The sequence below is a fragment of the Metallumcola ferriviriculae genome, assembly GCF_035573695.1.
Taxonomy (GTDB): domain Bacteria; phylum Bacillota; class JADQBR01; order JADQBR01; family JADQBR01; genus Metallumcola; species Metallumcola ferriviriculae.
In genome coordinates, this window is record NZ_CP121694.1 from 1001022 (window position 1) to 1022314 (window position 21293).

Here is a 21293-nt window from a genome sequence, read left to right on the forward strand (position 1 = left end):
AAAGAGGTGAAACTATGCGTCTGGTTAACAGTGTAACCGATCTAATTGGCGGTACGCCTATTGTCCGCCTGAACAGGCTGCCGGGTTCGGACCGCGCGGAAGTTTGGGTTAAACTAGAATATTTTAACCCTAGCCGCAGTATTAAGGATAGGGCTGCTTACAGCATGATAAGTCAAGCTGAAGTAGACGGCCTTATCCAACCGGGTGCAATAATTATTGAACCAACCAGTGGCAATACGGGAATCGGTTTGGCAATGGTTGCAGCTGCCAAAGGGTATCGTCTAATTTTAACCATGCCGGATAACATGACTGCCGAAAGAATAAATATAATTCGTGCGTTCGGGGCTCAAGTTGTACTTACACCGGCATCGGAAAAAATGCCTGGTGCTATTAAAAAAGCCGAAGAATTACGGGAACAAAACCGTGGCAGTATCATACTTCAACAGTTTGTTAATAAGGCAAATCCTGAAATCCATAGAATTACTACGGCAAAAGAGATTTTTCAACAAGTAAACGGTAAGTTGGATGCTTTTGTTGCTACTGCCGGAACAGGTGGTACAATTACCGGCGCCGGTGAGGTATTAAAGGAATTAATACCGGGCTGTAAAATATGTGTGGTGGAACCTGAAGGATCACCTGTTTTATCAGGCGGCGAACCTGGCCGGCATAACATCCCCGGTACCAGCCCGGGCTTTATTCCCCAGGTCCTTAATACCAAGGTTTATGACGAAATATTCCTAATTAGTGATACGGATGCGCTGCAAACAAGCCAAGAGTTGGCCACGAAGGAAGGAATACTTGTCGGTATTTCTGCAGGGGCTGCAGTTCATACAGCGTTAAAAGTAGCTAAAGCATTGGGACCGGGCAAAAAGGTGGTGGCTATCGCTCCGGATACGGGTGAGCGTTATTTAAGTTTACTTTAATAATTTCCCTATTATGAAAATAGAGATATGACAGCAAGAAACACAGCCGCCAACTGCATAAAGCAGCTGGTGGTATTTTTTTAGGGTTCTTAAAAAATCTTTGTGCGAATCGTGATTTAATTCCCTGTGGTTGACTGGCAGGAAACCATGCAGCTAATGTCTAATCAAACTTAAACCTTAATCATCGAAAAAAGGAGATGGTTACCTGTGACTGGAAATTTAGAAGAAGGTATTGTGAGGGTGGAGAGAGATGCTTACGCAAAGCATCTTGGTATCAAAGTTCAGGAGATTAAGCCTGGCTATGCCCGGGTTACAATGGGAATAATGCCCGAATTGCTCAATGGTGTTGGCATCACTCATGGAGGGGCCATCTTTAGCCTGGCTGACTTTGCCTTTGCTGCGGCAAGTAACTCCCGTGGGAAGGTAGCAGTTGCCTTGGATGTTCATATTAGCTACTTGAAGGCAACTTTTGAGGGTGAAGTTTTAACGGCGGTGGCCATGGAGGACAACCTTACAAAACGAACGGGTCTTTACCGCATGGAAGTAACAGACGGTGAAGGGCAGAAGGTAGCCGTCGCTGAGGGTAGAGTTTACCGGAAGACTGACTCGCTTAAGAAACATCGAAGCGAATGACCAATGTGGCCTACTTTTCATATCTTTGATAAATCCAAGCTGCGGTGAATTGCCAGGGAAAGTATATCAGTAAAGGCACTATTAACCGACCGTAATTCCAAGTGAATATACCTAAGTTTAAAAGAACATTGGAAAACAACATGCTATACAAAGCTGATGAAGCTATGTAAATATAAATCCACGGCTGTTTATCAGGTAAGAAATGGAGGAACATAATGAAATATGCTACCCAGGCAATGGGAGGGAAAAATGGCATTACAGTAAAACCAAAGGGTAAGTAATTAAGATAACCGCCTGCACCAACAACATGAGTTACTACTAGTATCAACAAGGCATCCGCCATACCACCAAGTATAATGGCATAATAGGCTAATTTCCGTATCTGTGATTTTGGGACCAATGCAACAAGAGCTATAGCCAGAATGCCTGTGTATAAGGGGTAAATCCAATACAATGGTAAGGACATTATTTATTCTCCTCATCGATACTCTTGCTCTTATAATTTCTCAGTTGTTTAAAATATATTCAGCGGGCAGGTTCTATGTTATCCTCTACAGTTAAGGCGCCTTTCCAGCAGATATGATAAAGTGGTACCCTTTTTATAAGTGATTATAAGGAGAAAAGTGCATATATATGGAAATAAAAGGTTAAAGTTTAAGGTCAGTTACTTTTAGAGAAAACGGGGGATGCACATGAAATCTTTGGGCGAAAACCTTGCTATTGCGTTTGGTTCGGTAGGATTTTTGTTGTTAACGCTAATTAATGCCCCCGTTTGGCAGCGGGGCATGATTTTAGCCGCGGTAGTTTTTTTAATTGGACTGCGAATGATTAAGAAGAAAAAAAAATCTTGCTAACCCTATTGAGCTGTGTTAAAATGCTAAGAAGTCTAACTATATTTTAAAGGTTATGATGGAGAAGAGTAAGTTCACCTGAGGCCTCCCAGGGAGAAGGGTCTTGACTGAAACCCCTTCAGGATAAGGTGTGCTGAAGTTCCCTCCTGAACCGCAGGATGAAGCGTATAAGAGCGTGCGTAGTCTGTGCCGGGGCTTTCCCGTTAATAGAAAGCAGGTCTAGGGTAGGATACTCTGCACTTGGAAGATATTTATCACCATTAATAGGGTGGTGCGCGAAAGCTTTAGCTTCTCGTCCCTAAGGACGGGAAGCTTTTTGTATCTTATTCCAAGTGATTTTATCTTATTCTGTACTTGTTGAGGTGGGTGATTTTTACCAACCAGGGTGGTACCGCGGCAAACTTCGTCCCTGACCAGGGATGGAGTTTCGTTATTTTAAGGGGGTGCCGGCTATGGTTTGTCAGTAAATTATCCTGGTTAGGTTCAAAGGATGAACACTTTTTTGAGTAAGGGATTTGCAGGACTACTAAGTGCTTGTGCAGAATATTATTTATTTAAAGCCAATGGCTTTTTGGGAGGTTTTTTATCATGAAACAATGGAATGAAAAATACGAGTCTATGCCTCGAGAGGAATTGGCGGGACTTCAGCTTGAAAGACTTAGGCAAACGGTGGAGCGAGCCTTTCACGATGTGGACCATTACCGCCGAGCTATGCAGGAACATGGAATAGAGCCAGGAGATATTCAAAGTCTAAAAGACCTTGAAAAACTCCCATTTACGCTCAAACAGGACTTAAGGGATAATTATCCTTATGGGATGTTTGCAGTACCCCTTTCGGAAATCGTCCGTATCCATTCATCTTCAGGTACTACCGGTAAGCCTACGGTGGTGGGCTATACTAGAAATGACCTAAACACTTGGTCTGAGTTAATGGCCCGTGCTTTAGTCTGCGGCGGAGCGGGCCGCGAAGATGTAATCCAAAACTCTTACGGTTACGGATTGTTTACCGGTGGGCTTGGGGTGCATTATGGTGCGGAGCGGTTAGGAGCATCGGTTATTCCTACTTCCGGCGGTAATACTAAACGTCAGATAATGATTATGAAGGATTATGGAACTACAGTTTTGACATGTACCCCGTCCTATGCATTATTTATGGCGGAAGTAATGGATGAGATGGGGATAGACCCCCGCAAAGACCTAAAACTGAGATGTGGGATTTTCGGTGCGGAGCCTTGGTCTGAAAATATGCGCCGGGAAATTGAGGATAAATTAGGTCTCTCAGCAGTGGATATTTATGGGTTAAGTGAGATTATTGGTCCTGGAGTGGCTATGGAATGTCAGGAAAAGCATGGTTTGCATATTTTTGAAGACCATTTCATTCCTGAAATAATTGATCCGGAAACCGGGGAGACACTACCAATTGGTCAGGCAGGGGAATTGGTATTCACCTCTCTTACCAAAGAAGCGCTGCCCATGATTCGGTACCGCACTCGGGACGTATCCCGATTGATTGAAGATAGGTGTTCTTGCGGGCGCACACACCTGCGCATGGAGCGTATCAGCGGTCGTACCGATGATATGCTGATTATTCGTGGTGTTAATGTTTTTCCCTCTCAAGTTGAAAGTGTATTGCTGGATATTGGGGAGATAGAGCCTCACTATATGCTGATTGTGGATAGAATTGGTACCTTGGATGTGCTTGAAATTCAGGTGGAAGTGTCTGATGCACTATTCTCGGATGAAATTCGGCGCTTGGAGCAATTAGAGAAAAAAATTCGTAAAGAAGTGGAAACTACCTTGGGTATTAGCGCTAAGATCACCCTGGTGGAACCAAAGACCATTGCCCGCAGTGAAGGAAAGGCCAAGCGGGTTATTGATAAAAGAAAGTTCTAGGAGGTTGCAATCCATGAAAATTAAACAAGTTTCTGTCTTTTTGGAAAACAAGTCCGGTAGGTTGGCAGCGGTTACAAAAGCTTTGGCGCAAAATAAACTTAACATTCGTGCCTTATCAATTGCGGATACATCGGATTTCGGAATTTTACGTTTAATTGTCAACAAGCCGGAGGATGCCTATCGTGTGTTAAAAGAAGAGGGCTTTACTGTCAGCATTGCTGAAGTAATTGGGGTGGCCATGCCGGACACACCCGGCGGTTTGGCAGATATATTGGAGGTTTTGGAGGATCGTGGGGTTGATATAGAATATATCTATGCTTTTGTAGGCAGCGCGCGTCCCGATGCCCTGGTGATCTGCCGTGTAGAAAATATTGACGATGCTATCGAAGTACTGCAGGAAAAAGGAATTAACATTCTTAGCGGTGAAAAAGTTTATTCCCTGTAACGAGAGGAGTTTTGCACATGGAAGTATCCAAACTGGTTCGTGAAAATTTGGCCGCCATGAAACCGTATGTACCTGGAAAACCCATAGAAGAAGTGGAGCGGGAACTAGGCATTAGTAATGTCATAAAGCTCGCATCAAATGAAAATCCATTGGGCCCTTCTGCTAAAGCTGTGGAGGCAATGATGCGTACTGCGGCCAAAGCACATATCTACCCCGACGGTAACTGTTATTACTTAAAGGATGAATTAGCGAAGCAATTTGGTGTAAGTGCCGATTACTTGATGGTTGGTAATGGCTCAGACGAATTGTTGAAGCTTATAGCCGAGACATTTCTCAAGCCCGGTGATGAGGTAGTTATGGCCCAACCGTCTTTTTCCGAATATATTTTCGCTACCAAATTAATGGATGCCAAGTGTATTCATGTACCGCTTAACAATTTCACACATGATTTGACTGAAATGGCGGCTAAGATTACAAAACGAACTAAGCTGTTGTTTGTATGTAATCCTAACAATCCTACCGGCACCGTTGTTACAAAAGCAGAGGTAGAACAGTTGTTGGCGAAGGTACCGGAACATGTGATGGTTATCTTTGATGAGGCGTATTACGAATATGTTCAGGATGGCGATTATCCTGAGACATTGGAATACGTCAAAGACGGTGCTAAAAATGTGATAGTGCTTCGGACCTTTTCCAAAATTCACGCTCTTGCCGGTCTACGGGTTGGCTATGGTTTAGCTCATCCGGAGGTCCTCGGTTGGATTAACCGCACCCGGGAACCATTTAATGTAAATATTATGGCCCAGGCCGCTGCTGTGGCGTCACTTCAAGATAGTGGACATGTTAAAGCCAGTGTGGAACTTAATGAAAGAGGTAAGGCCCAGCTTTATAAAGGATTCGAAGAACGAGGGATGAAATATGTCCCTACTGAGGCAAATTTTATGTTAGCTAAGGTGGGAGTATCCTCTAAAGAGCTCTTCCCATTGCTACTGAAAGAAGGTGTGATTGTCCGGACCGGCGATATCTTTGGTTTGGATGAATATATACGTTTGACGATAGGCAAGGAAGAAGAAAATGAAAGGTTCTTTAATGCTTTGGACAAAGCCCTGGGTCAACTGACAGGTTAAAAGTAAGCAAATTTCAAATATTTTTACAAGAAGAAAGTGCTGTCCTGTGTTTTGGGCAGCACTTTTTATAAATTATGGGGGTTTTGAACTCATTTAAAGACCTAAAAGCTGTCGAATCTTTTTGGCCTGGGAGCGGCTTACCGGAACTTCACTTCGTTGCTCATCATCGACGGTAAGCACCAGGGTTCCATTATAGAGAGGGATTACCTCTCTGGCTTGTTTAATGTTCACCAAATAGGAACGATGGCATCGATAAAATATATGTGAGTTCAAACGCTGCTCCAATTCTTTAAGAGTAAATCTGGTTAAATATTTTTCTTTATCAGTTTTAATGTAGGTGTAGTCGTTACAAGCATAAATAAAGAAGATTTTTTCTTCTTCAATGAGGATGGTTTTACCTTTATGTTCTACGGGAATTAAACCCAATAGTTTTTTCTCCTGAGGTTTGTTTTCTGATTTGACGGTACTAATCCTTACCTGCTGAATAACTTTTTTTAGTGCTTTATCCAAACGCTGAGAGTCAATGGGTTTAAGGATATAGTCCACTGCATCCACTTTGAAAGCATCCAGAGCAAATTCTTCGTGAGCCGTAACAAAGATAATAAAAGGAGAATTCTCCTGTTCTTGCAGCGTTTTGCCTAAATCCAAACCACTGCTGCCGGGCATATTAACATCCAGGAACAAGATAGTATAATCTAAAGCCTTTATTAATTCCGTGGCTTCCCGCACATTAGTTGCTTCTCCGACTATCTGCAGGTTCTCGCACTTTTCCAGATGGAAACGTAGCTCCTTTCGAGCCGGGTATTCGTCATCTACAATTAAAACCTTTAATTTTTCCATAACCGGTCTCCTTTGTTCCAAGGGTAATATTTGAAATAATTTGACAATTAGTATGAGATTCCTGCTTTTTTACAATACTTTTTCCATTTACCCGTTAAATTCCCCCATCCGCCCGACAATTTCTCCCGTCTGTAAATTGGCGTTTTCACTATGCTGCAGCGATTATTAGGCCAATCCTATAATGTTTTTTAAAAACCCCTTCCAAAAACAGTAATAAAATCAAACTTGTCTTTATAAGATTAAATAAGAAATGAGGCGATGACCGGAATACCCAACTAAATGACCGGTACATTGTAACTTCATCAATGTAAAAAGAGGAGGATGAACAGTGAGGACAATGATTGGTTTGAAAAAGAAGAAGCTGCTTCTATTGGGTTTGCTGGTGGTCTTCGTGGTTACCGTTTCGGGCTGCGGTTTAGTTGACCGGATACTGTCTTTCAAAGATGATGTACCCACAAATGTTGACCAACCGGTACAACCACCAGAGGAACCGCAGGTTGATGTAAATGAGACCACCATTACCGGAGAGACTACTACAGTCTCATTATACTTTGCCAGCCCTGACGGTACTGGTTTAGTGGAGGAGCAGCGAAACATTGCTAAGGTTGAGGGTATCGCCAGGGAAACCATTAACGAATTAGTAATGGGCCCAGCGCCGGCTTCCGGGTTACTGCCGACAATTCCTGAAGGTACTGCACTAGTGGACATAAACATCAAAGAGGATGGTCTTTGTAGAGTGGATTTCAGCAGTGAATTGGTAAATAATCATCTTGGAGGCAGTACTGAGGAGACACTGACAGTGTATTCTATCGTCAATACATTGACACAATTCCCCACAGTCAACGAAGTTCAGATAATGGTCGACGGCCAGTTTGTAGAAACCTTGGCCGGCCATGTGGATGTTTCTCAAGCATTGGTGAGAAATGATGGGCTTACTGCAGAATAAAATAAAGTTCTTGTCACGGGAATAACAATTTAATAATTAACTAGGCCGGGATACTGAAATCCCGGCCTAGTTCCTTTTAATGTTATATTTTTCCTCTATTACTTTATCCTTCTTATGCAGGAAATTCGACCCCAAAGCAGAAATATAGCAAATAACAGACAAAATACTTTCCGGGGGTCGTTTTTTGTGGAAAATAAACTAAAATTGATAGTGATAACCTTCACTATTATATTGATACATATAGTAATCGCTTCACCTGTTCTTGCACGGGAAGGCGTGGCGACGGGCAGTGTCGTTAATGTGCGAGGTGGGCCGGGTATTGAAAACCTTAAAGTAGGGGTAGTAACAAAAGGATATCGCATGCAAATTTTGGCAGAGAAGGATAATTGGTATCAGGTGAGCTTTGCTGAAAATAAAAAGGGCTGGATAGTTAAAGAATTCGTAGATGTCGCAGCTGAAAAACCCTCCCAGGATAATAAGGAGGTCAAGGATGTCTCAAAGACTTTGGGTGTGGCAGTGGTTACCGGGAAGTATGTCAATGTACGCAGCGGCCCGGGTACAGACCACGCCGTTATTAAGCAGGCTGAAAAAGGTACCCGTTTAACTGCTTTAGAAGAGCTTGATGGATGGTATCAGGTGCGCTTGCCTGACGGCCGGGAAGGCTATCTGGTTGATTGGCTTGCCGAACTTCATCGAGAAAACCCTACTGCTTCAGATGAAGGCAGATCTGACTTGGAACTTTCAGCAGTTAAGATTACCGGTAATACGGTAAATGTACGACAACAGCCAACTACTGCCAGTGCAATAATAGTAAAAACAGAACGAGGAGAGGAATATCCTGCTTTAGCAAAACAAGGTGATTGGATAAAAATTAAAATCAACGGCCAAGAAGGCTATATTGCCTCTTGGCTGGCGGATATGCTTTATGATAGCGCTGAGGCGGATGATGCAGACTCTACCGGCAGTAAGATTGATGATGGAGAGTCGGGTGAAGGAACCGGCAATGCTGAAGTTGCAAATAAAGAAAATACGGAACCTCAGTCGTCAGCGATACATAAACAGGTTGAATTTGCAGTAATTACCGGAAAAGTAGTTAATGTTCGTAAGGGTCCCGGTATTGCCAATGGCCGCGTTACTCAGGTTTCTAAAGGGCAGGAATTTAAATTGCTGCAGAGAAAAAACGATTGGTTGGAAGTTCAACTTAGTGATATGAGCTCGGGTTGGTTGGCAGGTTGGTTGGCAGATATAAAATATAAATCTAATACTATTGAAGATAGTGAAGGTACGGAAGTTGAATCTAATAGTGAGGTTAAGCAGGAAAAACAGACTGAAGATGAAGATAGCAATGTTGAAAATGATAATAGTAAAGATAACAAGGTTGAAGATGGGAAGGACCAAGACAATGATACTGGTTTTGTTGTCTCGTCCGGCGACAGTACTTATCTTTATTCTGGGCCGGGTAGGGACTTTCCCAAAGTCAAGTCTTTGGCAGTAGGTGACCGGGTTAAGATTATGGCTACGGCTTCAGATTGGCATGAGGTGAAGTTGGTGGATGGCAGCAGCGGTTGGATGCAGCGGCGTTTGTTGGTAGACCGAGGCAATGGTGATAGAGATAAACCAGTTCAAGAAAACAATGGCGATAATAGTACCCAAGGGGATAATGTAGCCCCCAAGGAGCCAAAACGGATGTACTCGGTGGCGGTGATAAGCAGTAATTCAGCGGAAATGCGGGTGGCTGTTAAGTCCACATCGCCCATTGAATATAGTGTATTAAGTCTAAGCTCGCCCAAAAGATTGGTGGTAGATTTACCGGGGCAGATACTTACGGACAATGCAGCCAAGGAGCTTGGTTTGGATAGTTCGTTGGTAAAAGACATTCGTTTGGGCCAATTTGAGGCGGAAACGGTGCGATTGGTATTAGATTTAGAGGGTAATATCAAATATGAGATGGAGCTCAACGGTGATAAGCAGGAATTGGTGATTGTCATTTCGCCACCCGACTTGGAAGGGAAGGTTATCGTGATAGACCCGGGACACGGTTCTACTACCTCATGGGGAGCATCTGATCCTGGGGCAATTGGTTTCATCGGCACTCACGAAGAAGAAGTGGTACTTGCCATTGCCATGAAACTTACAGCAATGTTGGAACAAGCTGGGGCAAAGGTAATTACTACTAGGCAGGGAAAAGGCGCAAATATCAATTTGCCGGATAGGGCGGCAATTGCCAACGACATTGGCGCAGACGCTTTTGTCAGCGTTCATGCTAACAGTTCCTTAAACCGGTGGTTAAAAGGTTCTGCCACATATTTTTACGCACCGTACGGTTCTAATCTCGGCAGTCAGCGAGGTGACCGTAGAAGCTTGGCGGGATTAATTCAGGATGAGATGATTACTGCTGCAGGTACTGATGACCTTGGCGTCAGGGAGGAAAATTTCTCCGTACTTCGAAACACCACTGTTCCCTCAGTGTTGGTAGAGACGGCTTTTATCTCCAATGCCGAGGAAGAAATCAAATTAAAAGACCCAGGCTTCCAGGATAAACTGGCCCGAGGTATTGCCCGGGGAATTGAACGATACTTTTTAGATGATAACTAGGCCGCACCATGGTGCGGCCTAGTGCCGTTTTAAGGTTAAGTTGACACTAAAAGTTACCGTTGGTACAATGAAAAGCAGGTGATTGTAGGAGGGACCCTCTTTGGAACTAATAGTGGGCTATATATTTATTTTTATGGCACGGGTTGTTGATATGTCCCTTTTTACTGTGCGGACTCTTTTGGTCGTGCGCGGGCAGCGCTTATTTGCTGCCTTTATTGGTTTTTTTGAGGTACTTGTGTACATAGTAGCTTTAAAGTATGTGGTAGACCAGTTAGATAATTTATGGAGTTTAATGTTTTATGCTTTAGGATTTTCCACTGGCAATATTGTAGGCAGTTGGTTGGAGGAAAAACTCGCTATTGGTACCCTAACAGTTCAGGTTATTACAATGACCAGACCGCTGGAGCTTACCTGCCATTTGCGCGGTATGGGCTTTGGCGTTACTGTTTGGGAAGGACAGGGGCGGGAAGGTGTTCGCAACATCTTAAATATTATTCTAGCGCGTAAAGACCTAAGTCGGTTGATGCGGGAAGTAAATGAATGGGATTTCCAGGCATTTGTCACAGTTTTTGATACTCGTTCCACTAAAGGAGGGGTCTTGTTTAATCGCAAAGGAAAGTAATGTTTTTGGCGTAATTACCATAGGTTAATATCAGATACCATTATTCGGGGTATTTACAGCTAGACTAGCTAGTATAAATTTAAAAGGGTGTATAAACTACTCAATTTCGCGGGAGTGATAAAACGTTGAATTACCGTATACCCGTAGGGGTTTTTGATTCCGGGGTGGGCGGTTTGACCGTGGCCCAGGAAATATTCCAGCAAGTACCTGAAGCAACAATTATCTATTTTGGTGATACAGCCCATGTTCCGTATGGACCCCGCAGTAAGGAAGAGTTAATCGGTTTTGCAGATAAGATATGTCAGTATTTAATTGAGCAAGGCGCCCAGGTGATTGTTGACGCGTGTAATAGCACTTCTGCCGTTGCATTGGAGTTTCTAAAAGAAAAGTATCATGATGTACCCATCATTGGTGTGATTGACCCAGGGGTGGAAACTGCTTTAAAAAGAACCAGAAAAAAGCGGGTTGGAGTGATCGCTACGGAAGCAACGATAAACAGCGATGCTCATAAAAAAGCCATGGGACTGGTAGCACCTGATGTCCTGGTAGCAGGACAGTCTTGTCCAATGTTTGTTCCTTTGGTGGAAGGGGGGCAGGTTGATTCGCCTGCGGCGCTGGAGGCAGCAGAAAAATACCTGGCCCCGTTGATGGCTTTGGGGATTGATACTTTAATACTCGGGTGTACCCATTACCCGTTTTTGGCACCTGTCTTAAAAAAGGTATTGGGTGATGAAGTTAAACTTGTTGATCCTGCCCGCGAAACGGTAAGACGGTTAAAAGAGATAGTAGCTGCGATTAGCCGGCAGGAAAAGAGAAGCGGTGAGCATCAGTACGTAGTTAGTGGCGACCCGGAGGTCTTTCAACAGGTGGGCAATCGTCTCATGAATGACTATAGGATACCTGGGGTAGAAAAGGTGGAACTAGACTGGGGTGACTAGTATTGTTAACACATGAAAAGCGTAGTGAGGATGAATTTTTGCGTGAAAGACAGCGAGTCTTGTCCTTATGGCCAACCGGCCAGGAAGTGATGTCGGACGAGGCCGTTTTCTTTCACAGCAGCTTGCCGGAGATGCAAAACCTACATGCCCATCTCGAAGCCAAGTCTGATAGAACATTAGTACAGCCCCGAGGTGGACGAGCCTTGCTACAGCAACAACTGGAACTACTCAGTTATCTAGCGGAAGAAGGGTCAGCGGACATTTTAACGGTTACCGTAGATGGCCTAACTCGCCAACAACGCTTTGACGCTGCGGCGGTCGAATTGGAGAAGTGTCGTACCACAGGCAAAGAAAACCTATCCGGCTTTCCTGTGGTAAATCATGGTGTAGATGGCTGCCGCCAACTTGTAAAAGCTACTACGAAGCCGATTCAACTGCGCCATGCAGCTGTGGATGCTCGTTTGTTAGCGGAAATTGCTATAGCCGGTGGATTTACTTCAGTGGAAGGCGGTGGCATCAGCACAAATATTCCTTATTTACGCGATTATGATTTGGAGCAGTCCTTGAATTACTGGCAATATGTAGACTACTTAATTGGCCGCTACCGGGAACAGGGAGTTATTATTAATCGGGAACCCTTTGGAGCTATGACAGGTGCATTGGTGCCACCTTGTATCACCCATTCCATCTCTATTATAGAGACATTGCTGGCGGCATTTCAAGGTGTGGAGAGTGTGACACTTAGCTACGGGCAGTGCGGTAATCTTATCCAAGATATAGCGGCAGTACATACTTTAACGGAGTTATCCGAAAAATATTTAAGAAAGTTTGGTCTGAGAAATGTTAAGCTGACCACAGCGTTTCACCAATGGATGGGCGGTTTTCCTCAGGACGAGCATCGTGCCTATGGGTTGATTGGCTGGGCCGCCGCCACTGCGGCATTAGCCGGGGCGGACAAGGTGTTGGTCAAATCACCTCATGAAGCACTGGGACATCCCAATAAAGAAACTATAGCCGCAGGGTTAAAAACTACTTTGCAGGTAATTATGATGGCTTCCCAACAACCGCTTCCTGATAATAGGGTGTTAGAGGCAGAAAAGGATTTAATTAGGAAAGAAACGGAAAACATCCTGGATGCAGTTTTAGAAATTGGCGATGGGGATGTAGCAGCCGGCACTTTAAGGGCTGTTAAGGAAGGGTTATTGGATGTTCCTTTCGCACCCAGCAAATATAATGCCGGTCGCGCTTTACCTGCCCGGGACCTTAGTGGTGCGGTCCGCTTTCTTGACCCTGGCAAGATTCCCCTAGGTAAAGAACTTATAGAATTTCATCAAGAAAAAATTGCTGCGAGAGGGGAAGCAGAGGGTTGCGAGCCGTCTTTCCAAATGGTTATTACTGACATTCATGCTATTAGTAAAGGAATGCTGCTTGGGAAACCACAATAGGAGTTGTATTATATGCGCAAGGTTGCAATTACAACTACCGTTCCGGTGGAAGTGATTTTTGCTGCTGGGGTGGTGCCGGTTGATTTGAACAATATCTTTGTTGCTCATGACGAGGCTCGACGGTTGGTGGAAGTGGCGGAAATGGCCGGCTATCCTCGCAATGTCTGTGGTTGGATTAAAGGACTTTATGGTACGGTGTTGGAACATGATGATCTTCAGGAAGTTATTGCGGTGAATCAGGGGGACTGCACTAATACCCATGCGTTGATGGAGACGCTTGAGGTAGAAGGTATCACAACCATCCCTTTTTCTTTTCCTTTCGACCGGGACTACCGCTTGCTTGAGATGCAGATAGAAAAGTTAATGGAGTATTTTCAAGTGAGTAAGTCTCGGGTTCAAGAGGTAAAAAAGGACCTGGACCGAGTACGGCAATCGGCGTGGGAAATAGATCGGCTTACCTGGGAAGAAAATAAGGTCACCGGCTTTGAAAATCATCTTTATCAAGTAAGCTGCAGCGATTTCGAAGGTGACTTTAACGTATTTGAAACAAATGCAAAAAAATTTATTACTGAAGTGCAATCACGAAAACCCAGGTCTGATGAGGTGCGTCTGGGTTTCATTGGCGTGCCGCCAATTATTACCGATCTGTATCATTATTTGGAAAGCATCGGAGCGAGAGTAGTTTATAATGAGATTCAGCGCCAATTTTCTATGCCTTTTAAGTGTGACGACTTGGTGAAACAATACTTGATGTATACATATCCCTACCATGTGGAACAGCGTATCAAAGACATCAATGAACAGGTGCAGCAGAGGGAAATTGACGGATTGATTCATTATACCCAAAGCTTTTGCTTCCGCCAAATCCAAGACATGATTATACGCAAAAGGGTAAAGCTGCCCATTCTCACATTGGAAGGGGATAATCCCGGGAAATTAGATGCTCGGAATAAGATGCGCATTGATGCGTTTGTGGAAATGTTGAGGTGAGATCATCATGATTTGCGGTATCGATCTTGGCAGTCGTAACGTCAAGGTGGTTTTGACGGATGAAGAAGGATTAATAAAGCAAACACAAGTGTATGATACTATGGATTTTTACCGGAATTATGGAAAAAAGGAAACAGACCAGCTTCGAATTGATTTTCAGGGTTTGGGACTTCCTGCTGCCAATACCTTGGTTTCCACGGGATACGGTAGGCTTACCGTAAGTGTGGCCGGGGGTGTAGCTATTCCGGAATTAAAGGCCCACATCTTAGGGGCGGTTTTTCAAACTGGCGAGACCGATTTTACTCTGCTGGATTTAGGTGGGCAGGATAGCAAAATAATCAAGGTGGATAATGGTAAAATGGTAGATTTCAGTACCAATGATAAATGTGCTGCCAGTTCAGGGCGGTACTTGGAAAATATGGCGGAGGTGCTGGGGATTGGACTTGATGAATTGAGCAGGCATTATCAGGAACCGGTGGAGCTCTCCTCTACCTGCGCTGTATTTGGAGAGAGTGAACTAATCGGTAAAATCATTGAGGGATATGATATAAGTCGTTTAGCGGCCGGAATTAACTATACGATTTTTAAAAGGGTAAGGCCTATGCTATCAAAGCTTCTTAGCGATAAGGTGATTTTTACCGGTGGGGTGGCAAAAAACACTGCCTTGCAGGAAATAATTCGCCGGGAATTATCTATTGACGTGGTGGTTCCCGAAAGGCCCCAGCTTAATGGCGCCATTGGCTGCTGTGTACATGGACTTGAAAGCATATTATCGAAGGAGGAATGTTAATGACTAGATTGGGTGACCGAGGCCATGGAGAGCTAAGGCCTTTTAACATTACCAGGAATTTTACCAAGTACGCTGAAGGAGCGGTATTAATAGAGACCGGTGATACTAAAGTAATTTGTACAGCATCGGTGGAAAACAAAGTGCCACCCTTTTTACATGGCGAAGGAAAAGGGTGGGTAACAGCAGAATACTCCATGCTGCCTCGAGCAACTTCAGTTCGCAGTGTGCGGGAGGCCGCGAGAGGAAAGGTTAGTGGACGTACTCAAGAGATACAGCGACTTATTGGGCGCAGCTTACGCTCAGTGGTTTCCCTGGAGAGGCTGGGAGAAAGGACTGTGTGGTTGGATTGCGATGTTATCCAAGCTGATGGAGGCACTCGTACTGCCAGTATTACCGGTGCTTTTGTGGCTATGGTAGATGCGCTGGCAAAGCTACAGGCCAGTAAGCAGTTAACCCAACTGCCGGTGATAGATTTTGTCGCGGCCACAAGTGTGGGTGTGGTTGACGGACAAGCGCTATTGGACTTGAATTTTGCAGAGGATTCCCGGGCCCAAGTGGACATGAATCTAGTGATGACCGGTGCCGGTAGATTTGTGGAAGTTCAGGGAACGGCAGAGGGATACCCTTTTACTCAAAATGAACTGCACACTATGATGGATTTGGGCAAGCAAGGTATTGACACTCTAATTGCGGCCCAAAAAAAGGCTTTAGGTGAGGTCGCCAATAATATAGGTGTGGTGAAGTAGTGATGAAGGTAGTGCTGGCCACGGGAAATCAAGCTAAACTTATAGAGTTTATCAGTTTGATGGGTGATGGCATTGAGGTTTTGTCACTGAAAGATTTCTCCAATTTATCGGATATAATTGAAGACGGGGATAGTTTTAAAGAGAATGCTTTAATTAAAGCACGAGAAACTGTAAAATATACCGGCATGGTGGCGGTGGCTGATGATTCTGGGTTAGAGGTGGATTTCTTGGCTGGTGCACCGGGGATATATTCTGCCCGCTTTGCCGGCGAACCATCAGATGATAAGCGTAATAATGATAAATTGTTATCTCTGCTCCACGGCGTACCATGGGAAAAACGTACAGCGCGATTTACCTGTGCCTTAGCTGTGGTGACCCCTGAGGGGGAAGAATATCTGACTGAAGGTACTTGTGAAGGCTATATTTTAGGAGAGCCTCAGGGAAGCGAGGGTTTTGGTTATGACCCGTTGTTTTATTACCCGGCGTTGGATAAAAGCTTTGCGGAATTAGGGGTTGAAATTAAAAACAGCATTAGTCATCGGGCCCGAGCCTTCCTCGCGGGAAGAGATGTTATCAAAGCGGTGCTGGAAAAAAGGAAGTGTTAAGAATTGCGTCTGGGCGTTGTCAGCGATAGTCATAGATATTTAGTATCTTTAGAGTATGCAGTCAAACAAATGGGAAAAATAGATATGCTATTACACGCTGGCGACTTGTACAGCGATGCTGAACACATTGAGGGATTAATTGGAGTGCCGGTGATTGCAGTGGCGGGTAATTGTGATTACATAAATGCACCCTCGGAGCGGGAAATCACCATAGCGGGAAAGAAGATTTTTCTGGTCCACGGCCATAAATTCGGGGTAAAATTGGGTATAGAACGTATCGGATACTATGCAGAAGAAAAAGGTTATGATGTTGTAATTTTTGGGCACACACATACACCGTTGGTAACAAAATGGGGTGAAACGCTGTTATTAAACCCAGGCAGCGTAGGACTGCCCCGCGGCACTAATCAAAGAACATTCGGCATCATTGAACTAAGAGCGCAAGAACTGCAGGGCAGAATTTTGCCTTTGGTAGAATAAATATTTGAGAAGGACAGAAGGATATGTTATACTATTGAATGCGATTCCCCGAAAGCAAAAGGGGTTGTTTTGCGGACGAATTAGTGGGAGATAATAAGAAGATAAATACCAATAATTTCTTTTGACGGGTGTATACTTTTATGGTACACTAAAACTTGTCGATTTTAAGCTTGCGGGTGTAGCTCAGTGGTAGAGCCCTGGCCTTCCAAGCCAGTCGCGAGGGTTCGATTCCCTTCACCCGCTCCATATGCGCCTGTAGCTCAGCTGGATAGAGCAACGGACTTCTAATCCGTAGGCCGCAGGTTCGAATCCTGCCAGGCGTACCAGAATAAGTGTTTAAGAGCGGGCCAATGGTCTTCTCAAAGAATTAAGCTGTGGTGGGTGTAGCTCAGGCGGTTAGAGCGCCAGGTTGTGGCCCTGGAGGTCGTGGGTTCAAGTCCCATCATCCACCCCATATAATTTTATGATTGACAATTCCAAAAAGATTTGTTAAATTATTTATTACTGTTGGGGCGTAGCCAAGCGGTAAGGCAGCGGACTTTGACTCCGCCATGCGTAGGTTCAAATCCTGCCGCCCCAGCCATATGAGCCATTAGCTCAGCTGGCAGAGCACCTGACTTTTAATCAGGGTGTCGAAGGTTCGAATCCTTCATGGCTCACCAGTATGGGAGGAGTATACTCCTCCCACATAATTAAATATCTATCATGCGGGAGTGGCGGAATTGGCAGACGCACCAGACTTAGGATCTGGCGGTTTTACCGTGGGGGTTCAAGTCCCTTCTCCCGCACCAGGTATGCGGGTGTAACTCAGTGGTAGAGTGCGACCTTGCCAAGGTCGAAGTCGAGGGTCCGAATCCCTTCACCCGCTCCAGCTTTATTGCATACCATAGTTGATGGGCGAATAAATTTAAGAAAACCTCGGCGAAAGGGCAGTTTTGTCCACCGAGGTTTTCTTTTAAAATGCAGGAAAACTCAAGTTTTTACAGAATGGTACTTATGACTAACTGCTTCATAGGCTATAATAACGGCAATGGAGGCAGTATCTACCAATAAAAATATTTTGAGCAGAGGAGGAGCATAAATGAAAGCTAGCGTGGAAAAGATAGAGAACAATCGGGTGACCTTAGAAGTGGAGGTTGAAAATGAGGTTGTAGCAGCAGCGATGACAAAGGCTTACACCAAGTTGGCAAAGCAGGTTAACATTCCGGGTTTTCGTAAGGGTAAAGCACCAAGAAAGGTTTTAGAAAATTACATAGGTACGGGACCTCTGTTGGAGGAAGCCGTTGAGAATGTAGTTCCTAATGCATATATTGAGGCGGTAGAAGAAACAAACATAGAACCTATTGACCAACCGGACATAGAAATGGTACAGCTGGAAGAAGGTAAACCAATAATTTTTAAGGCAAGCGTCGATGTAAAGCCGGAAGTGACATTGGGAGAATATAAGGGATTAGAAGTTGCTAAAGAAGAAAAGGAAATTACTGCCGAGGATGTAGATAAATATCTAGGAACACTTAGGGAACGCTATGCTAAGCTGGTGGTACTTGATAAGGATCAGCCTGCGGAAGAAAACGATACAGTAGTAATTAATTTTGAAGGTTTTCTCGATGGGGAACCCTTCGAAGGGGGTAAGGCTGAAGAACACCCATTGGTATTGGGCTCTGATAGTTTTATTCCCGGGTTTGAAGAGCAATTAATTGGCGTCAAAGCCGGTGAGGAAAAAGAAGTGAATGTAACTTTCCCGGAAGATTATCAAGCTGAAGATCTGGCAGGTAAAGATGTGGTATTTAAGGTGCAGGTAAAAGAAATCAAGCGTAAAGAATTGGCACCTATTGATGATGAATTTGCCAAAGATGTCAGTGAGTTTGAAACACTTGAGGAATTAAAGGAAGATACTAAGAATAAACTGGAAGAAACTGCCGATGAACAAATTAATAGGGCTTTCCGCGCCCAGGTGACGGACAGTGCGGTAGATGCTGCTAAGATTGGGATTCCGGAAAAGCTAATTACACGTCGGCTTGAAGTGATGATGGATAATTTTTCACAACGCTTACAACAGCAGGGTATGTCTATGGAACAGTACATGGAGTATACCCAGTCTTCTATGGAAGATTTTAAACAGCAGTATCGATTAGAAGCAGAAAAGAGTGTCAAATCTGATTTGGTTTTGGAAGCAATAGCCAATGCTGAAGACATTAAAGTAACTGAAGAAGATATGGACGCAGAGATAGAAAAAATGGCTAAGATGTATAATCAGGATGTAAAATCCTTAAAAGCAATAATGGCTGCGCAGGATAGTTTAGATTCCCTCAAATATGGTATAATGTTAGATAAGGCAGCAGAATTTTTAGTAGATAACGCAGTCCCTGTTGTGCCAATAGAGACTAAGGCACCCGAGGAATCTGCTAAAGAGGAATAATAGAATTAGAAAAGGGGTGTGATAAGATGTCCACTTTAGTGCCAATGGTTGTTGAGCAAACTAACAGAGGAGAGCGGGCCTATGATATATATTCCCGTTTGTTAAAGGACCGGATTATATTTTTAGGCAGTGCTATTGACGACAACGTTGCAAATCTGATTATTGCCCAAATGTTGTTTTTGGAAGCAGAAGATCCGGATAAGGATATTCACTTATATGTAAATAGTCCCGGTGGTTCCATTACCGCAGGCATGGCTATTTATGATACCATGCAGCATATTAAACCTGATGTATCTACTATTTGTGTTGGTTTAGCCGCCAGCATGGGTGCATTTCTTTTGGCCGCAGGCGCCAAGGAAAAGCGCTTTGCATTACCTAACAGCGAAGTAATGATACATCAGCCCATGGGTGGCACTCAGGGTCAGGCAGTAGACATTGAAATTCATACTAAGCGGCTCTTGCGCATAAAAGATAAACTAAATAAGATTTTATCAGATATCACGGGGAAACCTTTAAAGCAAATTGAAAAGGATACGGATAGGGATAACTTCTTAACTGCCGATGAGGCCAAGAATTACGGCCTTGTGGATGCTGTCATCTCCAAGGAGGCGCCTGCGAAATAATATATAGCGGGGTGAAATAATGTATAAGTATACGGACGATAAAGGGCAGCTAAAATGTTCCTTTTGCGGGAAATTACAAGACCAGGTCAAAAAGTTAGTTGCCGGTCCTGGTGTCTATATCTGTGATGAATGTATTGAACTTTGCAATGAAATAATTGAAGAAGAACTTAGTGAAGACCTGGGCCTTGATATGGGGGAAATCCCTAAGCCCATAGAAATACGCGAAATTTTGGATCAATACGTCATTGGGCAGGAATCGGCTAAAAAATCTCTTGCTGTGGCTGTATACAATCATTACAAGCGTATTAATATGGGAATGAAAATTGACGATGTAGAGCTTCAGAAAAGTAACATTGTCATGCTTGGCCCTACTGGTAGTGGTAAAACACTTCTAGCCCAGACGCTGGCAAGGATTCTTAACGTTCCTTTTGCCATTGCCGATGCCACGTCATTGACCGAAGCCGGATATGTGGGCGAGGATGTAGAAAACATTCTATTGAAGCTCATTCAGGCTGCCGATTATGATGTAGAGAAGGCAGAAAAGGGTATTGTCTATATTGACGAAATTGACAAGATTGCCCGTAAGTCCGAAAATCCGTCCATTACTCGGGATGTCTCCGGTGAAGGTGTTCAGCAGGCCTTACTAAAAATCTTGGAAGGTACTGTGGCCAGTGTTCCCCCTCAAGGTGGACGCAAGCATCCACATCAGGAGTTTATCCAACTAGACACCACCAACATTTTGTTTATCTGCGGCGGTGCTTTTGATGGTGTGGATAAAATAATTCAAAGCCGTGTTGGTAAGAAGACGATGGGTTTTGGTGCTGAAATTAAAGGTAAACAAGAGTTGGAAATTGGCGCAGTGCTGCGGCAGATTCTTCCCGGGGATTTGTTAAAATATGGTTTGATCCCTGAGTTTGTAGGAAGACTGCCTGTCATAGTTACTTTGGACGCTTTGGATGAGGAAGCATTGGTACGTATCCTTACAGAGCCGCGCAATGCACTGGTTAAACAGTACCATAAATTGTTCGAGATGGACGGTGTGACGTTGGAGTTCAAGGATGAAGCGCTGGCGGCCATTGCCCGTAAGGCAATTAAGCGGGAAACCGGTGCTCGGGGTCTGAGGGCCATCTTAGAGGATATTATGCTGGAGGTCATGTATGATATCCCTTCCCGGACAGATATCGCCAAGTGTATCGTTAATGAACCGGTTATTGAAATTGGCGAAAAACCGGTGCTAGTTGAGGCTGATAAAAAGAAAAAAGAAGAAAGTGCATAATCTTAGCAGCATAAACTAAAACCGGGCGGTTCTAAACGCCCGGTTTTTTTGGATAAAACTAGTTCTCCTGGAAATACTATAGGTAGATTGTATAAAAGGAGGACTC

At 44.1% G+C, this 21293-nt stretch carries 21 protein-coding genes and 7 tRNA genes; 26 read left to right on the forward strand and 2 right to left on the reverse strand.

Annotated elements, in window-relative coordinates; translation table 11 throughout:
* Nucleotides 1-14 precede the first annotated feature (14 nt).
* Nucleotides 15-923 carry a cysteine synthase A gene (gene cysK, locus MFMK1_RS05030; protein WP_366924054.1) on the forward strand — a complete coding sequence of 303 codons (909 nt, stop codon included), beginning with the start codon at nt 15-17 and terminating at the stop codon, nt 921-923.
* A gap of 207 nt (nt 924-1130) precedes the next feature.
* Nucleotides 1131-1556 carry a hydroxyphenylacetyl-CoA thioesterase PaaI gene (paaI, locus tag MFMK1_RS05035; protein ID WP_366924055.1) on the forward strand — a complete coding sequence of 142 codons (426 nt, stop codon included), beginning with the start codon at nt 1131-1133 and terminating at the stop codon, nt 1554-1556.
* Nucleotides 1557-1566: 10 nt separating this feature from the next.
* On the opposite strand, the gene MFMK1_RS05040 is transcribed toward paaI, so the two are convergent.
* Nucleotides 1567-2022 carry a hypothetical protein gene (locus MFMK1_RS05040; RefSeq protein ID WP_366924056.1) on the reverse strand — a complete coding sequence of 152 codons (456 nt, stop codon included), beginning with the start codon at nt 2020-2022 and terminating at the stop codon, nt 1567-1569.
* A 226-nt stretch (nt 2023-2248) separates the two neighbouring features.
* Between MFMK1_RS05040 and MFMK1_RS05045 the strand changes: the two genes are divergently transcribed.
* From MFMK1_RS05045 to hisC, 4 genes are all read left to right on the forward strand, one after another.
* A complete protein-coding gene (locus MFMK1_RS05045) occupies nt 2249-2410 on the forward strand; it encodes a FeoB-associated Cys-rich membrane protein (protein ID WP_366924057.1) in 162 nt (53 codons plus the stop codon).
* A gap of 585 nt (nt 2411-2995) precedes the next feature.
* On the forward strand, nt 2996-4300 hold the full coding sequence (locus tag MFMK1_RS05050) for a phenylacetate--CoA ligase family protein (RefSeq protein ID WP_366924058.1): 1305 nt from the start codon (nt 2996-2998) through the stop codon (nt 4298-4300).
* A 13-nt stretch (nt 4301-4313) separates the two neighbouring features.
* Nucleotides 4314-4745, forward strand: coding sequence for an ACT domain-containing protein (locus MFMK1_RS05055; RefSeq protein WP_366924059.1), 432 nt, complete (start codon nt 4314-4316; stop codon nt 4743-4745).
* 17 nt (nt 4746-4762) lie between these two features.
* Nucleotides 4763-5872, forward strand: a complete 1110-nt coding sequence (gene hisC / locus MFMK1_RS05060) for a histidinol-phosphate transaminase (RefSeq protein WP_366924060.1) — start codon at nt 4763-4765, stop codon at nt 5870-5872.
* A gap of 93 nt (nt 5873-5965) precedes the next feature.
* On the opposite strand, the gene MFMK1_RS05065 is transcribed toward hisC, so the two are convergent.
* A complete protein-coding gene (locus MFMK1_RS05065; RefSeq protein WP_366924061.1) occupies nt 5966-6712 on the reverse strand; it encodes a LytR/AlgR family response regulator transcription factor in 747 nt (248 codons plus the stop codon).
* A 337-nt stretch (nt 6713-7049) separates the two neighbouring features.
* Here MFMK1_RS05065 and MFMK1_RS05070 point away from each other — a divergent pair, with 337 nt between their 5' ends.
* From MFMK1_RS05070 to clpX, 20 genes are all read left to right on the forward strand, one after another.
* Nucleotides 7050-7658 carry a GerMN domain-containing protein gene (locus tag MFMK1_RS05070; protein ID WP_366924881.1) on the forward strand — a complete coding sequence of 203 codons (609 nt, stop codon included), beginning with the start codon at nt 7050-7052 and terminating at the stop codon, nt 7656-7658.
* A gap of 186 nt (nt 7659-7844) precedes the next feature.
* Nucleotides 7845-10253 (forward strand): SH3 domain-containing protein, encoded by a 2409-nt coding sequence (locus tag MFMK1_RS05075; protein WP_366924062.1) that lies wholly within the window; start codon nt 7845-7847, stop codon nt 10251-10253.
* Between the two features lie 100 nt (nt 10254-10353).
* Nucleotides 10354-10875 carry a DUF2179 domain-containing protein gene (locus MFMK1_RS05080; RefSeq protein ID WP_366924063.1) on the forward strand — a complete coding sequence of 174 codons (522 nt, stop codon included), beginning with the start codon at nt 10354-10356 and terminating at the stop codon, nt 10873-10875.
* Between the two features lie 125 nt (nt 10876-11000).
* Nucleotides 11001-11813 carry a glutamate racemase gene (murI, locus tag MFMK1_RS05085; RefSeq protein WP_366924064.1) on the forward strand — a complete coding sequence of 271 codons (813 nt, stop codon included), beginning with the start codon at nt 11001-11003 and terminating at the stop codon, nt 11811-11813.
* Between the two features lie 2 nt (nt 11814-11815).
* Complete coding sequence (locus tag MFMK1_RS05090) at nt 11816-13258, forward strand: methylaspartate mutase subunit E (RefSeq protein ID WP_366924065.1); 1443 nt, start codon at nt 11816-11818, stop codon at nt 13256-13258.
* 12 nt (nt 13259-13270) lie between these two features.
* The gene (locus MFMK1_RS05095; protein WP_366924066.1) at nt 13271-14248 is read left to right on the forward strand and encodes a 2-hydroxyacyl-CoA dehydratase family protein; all 978 of its coding nucleotides are present in this window, start codon (nt 13271-13273) and stop codon (nt 14246-14248) included.
* 7 nt (nt 14249-14255) lie between these two features.
* Nucleotides 14256-15038, forward strand: coding sequence for an acyl-CoA dehydratase activase (locus tag MFMK1_RS05100; protein ID WP_366924067.1), 783 nt, complete (start codon nt 14256-14258; stop codon nt 15036-15038).
* Nucleotides 15038-15784 (forward strand): ribonuclease PH, encoded by a 747-nt coding sequence (gene rph / locus MFMK1_RS05105; RefSeq protein ID WP_366924068.1) that lies wholly within the window; start codon nt 15038-15040, stop codon nt 15782-15784. The genes MFMK1_RS05100 and rph overlap by 1 nt, the downstream gene beginning before the upstream one ends.
* 2 nt (nt 15785-15786) lie before the next feature.
* On the forward strand, nt 15787-16389 hold the full coding sequence (locus tag MFMK1_RS05110) for an XTP/dITP diphosphatase (protein WP_366924882.1): 603 nt from the start codon (nt 15787-15789) through the stop codon (nt 16387-16389).
* 3 nt (nt 16390-16392) lie between these two features.
* Nucleotides 16393-16869, forward strand: coding sequence for a metallophosphoesterase family protein (locus MFMK1_RS05115; RefSeq protein WP_366924069.1), 477 nt, complete (start codon nt 16393-16395; stop codon nt 16867-16869).
* A 172-nt stretch (nt 16870-17041) separates the two neighbouring features.
* Nucleotides 17042-17115: transfer RNA gene (locus tag MFMK1_RS05120), tRNA-Gly, on the forward strand.
* Nucleotides 17116-17118: 3 nt separating this feature from the next.
* Nucleotides 17119-17195: transfer RNA gene (locus MFMK1_RS05125), tRNA-Arg, on the forward strand.
* A gap of 51 nt (nt 17196-17246) precedes the next feature.
* Nucleotides 17247-17323 (forward strand) — tRNA-His (locus tag MFMK1_RS05130).
* Between the two features lie 54 nt (nt 17324-17377).
* Nucleotides 17378-17452, forward strand: a tRNA-Gln gene (locus MFMK1_RS05135).
* Between the two features lie 3 nt (nt 17453-17455).
* Nucleotides 17456-17531, forward strand: a tRNA-Lys gene (locus MFMK1_RS05140).
* A gap of 45 nt (nt 17532-17576) precedes the next feature.
* Nucleotides 17577-17660: transfer RNA gene (locus tag MFMK1_RS05145), tRNA-Leu, on the forward strand.
* A 5-nt stretch (nt 17661-17665) separates the two neighbouring features.
* Nucleotides 17666-17740: transfer RNA gene (locus tag MFMK1_RS05150), tRNA-Gly, on the forward strand.
* 210 nt (nt 17741-17950) lie between these two features.
* Nucleotides 17951-19288: a trigger factor gene (gene tig / locus MFMK1_RS05155; RefSeq protein ID WP_366924070.1), complete on the forward strand. Its 1338-nt coding sequence runs from the start codon at nt 17951-17953 to the stop codon at nt 19286-19288.
* A 26-nt stretch (nt 19289-19314) separates the two neighbouring features.
* The gene (clpP, locus tag MFMK1_RS05160; RefSeq protein WP_366924071.1) at nt 19315-19911 is read left to right on the forward strand and encodes an ATP-dependent Clp endopeptidase proteolytic subunit ClpP; all 597 of its coding nucleotides are present in this window, start codon (nt 19315-19317) and stop codon (nt 19909-19911) included.
* A gap of 19 nt (nt 19912-19930) precedes the next feature.
* On the forward strand, nt 19931-21187 hold the full coding sequence (clpX, locus tag MFMK1_RS05165) for an ATP-dependent Clp protease ATP-binding subunit ClpX (protein WP_366924072.1): 1257 nt from the start codon (nt 19931-19933) through the stop codon (nt 21185-21187).
* Nucleotides 21188-21293 lie beyond the last annotated feature (106 nt).

What these genes read in the sequence shown, in the direction of transcription:
- cysK (WP_366924054.1), top strand. Translation starts at nt 15, where the DNA reads ATGCGTCTGGTTAACAGTGTAACCGATCTAATTGGCGGTACGCCTATT.
- MFMK1_RS05040 (WP_366924056.1), bottom strand. Translation starts at nt 2,022, where the DNA reads ATGTCCTTACCATTGTATTGGATTTACCCCTTATACACAGGCATTCTG.
- MFMK1_RS05045 (WP_366924057.1), top strand. Translation starts at nt 2,249, where the DNA reads ATGAAATCTTTGGGCGAAAACCTTGCTATTGCGTTTGGTTCGGTAGGA.
- MFMK1_RS05050 (WP_366924058.1), top strand. Translation starts at nt 2,996, where the DNA reads ATGAAACAATGGAATGAAAAATACGAGTCTATGCCTCGAGAGGAATTG.
- MFMK1_RS05055 (WP_366924059.1), top strand. Translation starts at nt 4,314, where the DNA reads ATGAAAATTAAACAAGTTTCTGTCTTTTTGGAAAACAAGTCCGGTAGG.
- hisC (WP_366924060.1), top strand. Translation starts at nt 4,763, where the DNA reads ATGGAAGTATCCAAACTGGTTCGTGAAAATTTGGCCGCCATGAAACCG.
- MFMK1_RS05065 (WP_366924061.1), bottom strand. Translation starts at nt 6,712, where the DNA reads ATGGAAAAATTAAAGGTTTTAATTGTAGATGACGAATACCCGGCTCGA.
- MFMK1_RS05070 (WP_366924881.1), top strand. Translation starts at nt 7,050, where the DNA reads ATGATTGGTTTGAAAAAGAAGAAGCTGCTTCTATTGGGTTTGCTGGTG.
- MFMK1_RS05095 (WP_366924066.1), top strand. Translation starts at nt 13,271, where the DNA reads ATGCGCAAGGTTGCAATTACAACTACCGTTCCGGTGGAAGTGATTTTT.
- MFMK1_RS05100 (WP_366924067.1), top strand. Translation starts at nt 14,256, where the DNA reads ATGATTTGCGGTATCGATCTTGGCAGTCGTAACGTCAAGGTGGTTTTG.
- rph (WP_366924068.1), top strand. Translation starts at nt 15,038, where the DNA reads ATGACTAGATTGGGTGACCGAGGCCATGGAGAGCTAAGGCCTTTTAAC.
- MFMK1_RS05110 (WP_366924882.1), top strand. Translation starts at nt 15,787, where the DNA reads ATGAAGGTAGTGCTGGCCACGGGAAATCAAGCTAAACTTATAGAGTTT.
- tig (WP_366924070.1), top strand. Translation starts at nt 17,951, where the DNA reads ATGAAAGCTAGCGTGGAAAAGATAGAGAACAATCGGGTGACCTTAGAA.
- clpP (WP_366924071.1), top strand. Translation starts at nt 19,315, where the DNA reads ATGTCCACTTTAGTGCCAATGGTTGTTGAGCAAACTAACAGAGGAGAG.
- clpX (WP_366924072.1), top strand. Translation starts at nt 19,931, where the DNA reads ATGTATAAGTATACGGACGATAAAGGGCAGCTAAAATGTTCCTTTTGC.